Source organism: Microbacterium trichothecenolyticum, assembly GCF_000956465.1.
Classification (GTDB): domain Bacteria; phylum Actinomycetota; class Actinomycetes; order Actinomycetales; family Microbacteriaceae; genus Microbacterium; species Microbacterium trichothecenolyticum.
This window is the reverse complement of the sequence record NZ_JYJA01000005.1, coordinates 1-3,708: the sequence shown is the minus strand read 5'-3', so window position 1 is coordinate 3,708 and position 3,708 is coordinate 1. Positions and strand designations below refer to the sequence as shown.

The window sequence follows — 3,708 nt, the reverse complement described above, 5'->3', positions numbered from 1 at the left end:
GTGGCGGGACGCTCCGGAAGGGTCGCGGTCATCTTCGGCCTTGCTGTGTCGTGGTTCTGCGCGGGTCCGGGGCGTTTCGTCTCGCTTCGATTGCTCAACGACCGAGACACCGGTCGCGAAACGAAACGCCTGGGGACGGATGCCGCGACCCGGCGGCGAGGCCGGGTCGCGGCATCCGCTCGTCCCTTACTCGTCGAGCAGCGCCTGCGCGTCCCCCTGCGCCTGCGCGAGCAGCGCGTCGATGTCGGCGTTCTCGTCGGTGAGGACCGTCTGGACGACCGTGTCGAGGAGAGCGTAGACCTCCTGCGTCTTCTTCTTCGGCTCACCCACGGGCGTCTGGTCCCAGATGTTGTCGGTGAACGACGTCATCTGGTCACGCGGCACGTTGATGTACGGCTCGATCCAGGTGAGCGACTCCTCGTACAGCTCGCGGCTCAGCACCGGCAGGACCGGCGTGCCGACGGCCTGGTCGGACTCGGCGAGCGCCTTCGCGTCCTGCACCGCGGCATCCTCGTTCAGCAGCTTCTGCATGTAGTACCAGTCGATCCAGGTGACCGCGGCCGCCTTGGTCTCGTCGTCGACCGTCGGGCTGATCACCGCGATGTCCCCGCCGCCGAGGGTGCCCGGGTCGTCGCCCTCGATCGGCACGACGCCGAGGCCGTAGACGGCGGGGTCGAGGCCGAAGTCGCGCACGAGGGCGGTGTAGACGTCGGAGCCCGACGTGTACATGCCGATGTTGCCGGCGGCGAACTCCTGGTTGATGGTGCCCCAGTCGAGGTCGACCTTGGCGCCGAACGAGTCGTCCTCGAAGCGCAGGTCGTGCAGGAACTCCAGCGTCGCCTTGGTCGCGTCGTTGTCGATCGTCGAGGTGGCGCTGCCGTCGGGCTCATCGGTCTGCGTGCGACCGCCGCGGGCGACGGTCTGCGCGGTCAGCTGCCAGCCGCCGGTGTTGTTGATCGCCATCTGCGCGTACCCGGCCTTGTCGGTGGCGTCGTGGATCTTCTCGGCGTACTCTCGCACCTCGTCCCACGTCGTGGGCGGCTGGTCGGGGTCGAGCCCTGCCTGCTCGAACAGGTCGCGGTTGTAGTGCAGCCCCATCGCGTAGGCCTGGCGCGGGAAGCCGAAGATGTTCCCGTCGGCGTCCTTGACGCCGTCGAGGATGATCGGGTTGAAGCTGTCCTCGTAGCCGAGCTCCTTGACCTCGGCGGTGACGTCCATGAGCTGGCCGTTCTCGAGCAGCGTCTTCGAGTCGGTGAACGGCACCGTGAAGACATCGGGGAGGCTGCCGCCGGCGAGCTGCACGGCGAACGTCGGGCCTTCCCACTCGTACTCGACACCGATGATGTCGATCTCCGGGTGCTCCTTCTCGAACTGCTCCTCCTGGGTGGCGAACGCCTCGTACGCCGCGGCGTCGGCGCCGGGCGGGAAGGTCGCGACGCGGAGCTCGAGCTTGCCGTCGCTGTTCTCGTCGCCGCCCGCCGCAGAGCAGCCGACGAGCGCGCCGACGGTCGCCAGGGTGGCGACACCGGCTAGCAGGACCCTTGCTGGTGACTTCATCGTCTTTCCTTTCTGAGGGGAGTTCCGCGTCAGCCTCTCGGCGCGGACGTCTCCGGGGTGTTGGTGCGGGTGTGGGATTCGGTCCCCACGCCTTCTCCACGCATCGCTGACGCGCTGCGCGGAGCCTCCGGGCGCGTGGGCCCAGCCGCGCCCTCGAGCCGCAGCCAGGCGGCGGCGTTGCCGGGCAGCAGGCCGGCCTCGAGGGGCGAGCTGGTGAGGAGGATGGTCGCACCGGGGGGAAGCACGACCGGGTCGTCGCCGGTGTTGACGACGCACGCGAAGCGGTCGCCGCGCCGGAAGGCGAGGATGTCGGGGCGGGGGCCGTTCGCGGCGGGAATCGCCCCATCCCACCACTCGAGCGGCCCGTCGCCGAGCTCGGGGAGCTCGCGGCGCAGGCGGAGCGCGTCGCGGTAGAGGTTGAGCGTCGACGCCGGGTCTGGGTCCTGCTCCGCGACGGTGAGCCCGCTCCACCCCTGGGGCTGCGGCAGCCATGTGCGCGTGGCCTCGGGGCTGAACCCGAACGGAGCACGGTCGCCCGACCAGGGCAGCGGGACGCGGCATCCGTCTCGTCCCGGGTCCGTGCCTCCGGAGCGGAAGTGCATCGGGTCCTCGATGAGGTCGAGAGGCAGGTCCTCGACTTCGGGGAGACCCAGCTCGTCGCCCTGATAGATGTACAGGCTGCCGGGGAGCGCGGCGACCAGGAGCGCGGCCGCGCGAGCGCGGTGCAGGCCCAGCTCGGGGTCGGTCGGCACGCCGAACCGCTTCCTGAGGAACGCGAACGCCGTGTCTTCGCGCCCGTACCGGGTGACAGGACGAGTGACGTCGTGGTTGCTCAGCACCCACGTCGACGGTGCGCCGACGGGCGCGTGGGCCTCGAGCGTCGCGGTGATCGACTGACGGAAGGATGCCGCACCCCACGGCCGCGCGAGGAAGTCGAAGTTGAACGCGGTGTGCATCTCGTCGGGGCGCAGGTAATTGGTGAACCGCACGATGTCGGGCACCCATATCTCGCCGACGAGCACGCGCGTCCCGGGGTACGAGTCGGCGATCGCGCGCCACGAGCGGTAGATGTCGTGCAGCTCGTCGCGGTCCTCGGTGGGGTGCTGACCGGCGCCCTGCTTCTCGCCGACCTCGGGAAGCTCGGGATCCTTGATGAGCAGCGCCGCCGAGTCGATGCGCACGCCCGCGACGCCCCGGTCGAACCAGAACCTCAGGATCTCCTCGTGCTCGCGGCGCACGTCGGGGTGGTTCCAGTTCAGGTCGGGCTGCTCGGGCGTGAACATGTGGAGGTACCACTCCCCCGGCGTGCCGTCGGGGTTCGTCGTGCGCGTCCACGTCTCGCCCTGGAAGCTCGACACCCAGTGCGTCGGGATCTCGTCGCCGTTCGGCCCCTTGCCGGGGTGGAACCAGAATCGCTCGCGCTCGGGACTGCGGGACCGGCGGCGAGTGCCGCCTGGAACCAGGGGTGCTGATCCGAGATGTGGTTCGGGACGACATCGATGATGGTACGGATGCCGAGGGCGAGCGCCTCCCGGATCAGCAGCTCCGCCTCCTCGAGGGTGCCGAACCGCGGGTCGATGTCGCGGTAGTCCTGCACGTCGTAGCCGCCGTCGGCCAGCGGGCTCGGGTACCAGGGGTTGAACCAGATGGCGTCCACGCCGAGGTCCTTGAGGTAGCCGAGGTGCGCCCGCACGCCGGCGAGGTCGCCCGTGCCGTCGCCGTTGCCGTCCGCGAAGCTGCGCACGTAGACCTGGTAGATGACGGCCGACCGCCACCACAGCGGGTCGTCCCTCGCAGGTACGGCTTGGGGGCCACGGGTCAGGACCTCGGTGTCCACGGGTCTCCTCATCGATGGGAAGGACGTGATGCGATGAATGTATTCGTATCGAGTGAGTCGCGCAAGTCTTTGACAGGATTATGCAAGAATACGATGGCGTCCCGGTGTAGAAGGACCGCGGTCCGCCTCCCGGGATCGCCGCACGGCAGCTGCCCGGCTCGATGGTCGGTCCTCGTTCGAGGGGCTGCGCCGAGATGAGGGGCGAAACCGCTGTGCGCGTCCTCAGCTCGGCTCTGACCCTCAGATGAGGACGCGCCGCGGGGTGCGGCGGTGGGGGCGGGGTGCCGCTTCTACTTCCTCACCGGCATCGGCGC

General features: G+C 69.6%; 1 protein-coding gene and 1 pseudogene. Both read right to left on the bottom strand.

Translation table 11 applies throughout. The features are described 5' to 3' along the window. Positions 1 to 186: 186 nt before the first annotated feature. Positions 187 to 1,557 carry an ABC transporter substrate-binding protein gene (locus RS82_RS00035; RefSeq protein WP_045296033.1) on the bottom strand — a complete coding sequence of 457 codons (1,371 nt, stop codon included), beginning with the start codon at positions 1,555 to 1,557 and terminating at the stop codon, positions 187 to 189. A 152-nt stretch (positions 1,558 to 1,709) separates the two neighbouring features. Next, a pseudogene (locus RS82_RS00030) lies at positions 1,710 to 3,406 on the bottom strand (glycoside hydrolase family 13 protein); the annotation flags it as partial. Between the last annotated feature and the right edge of the window lie 302 nt (positions 3,407 to 3,708).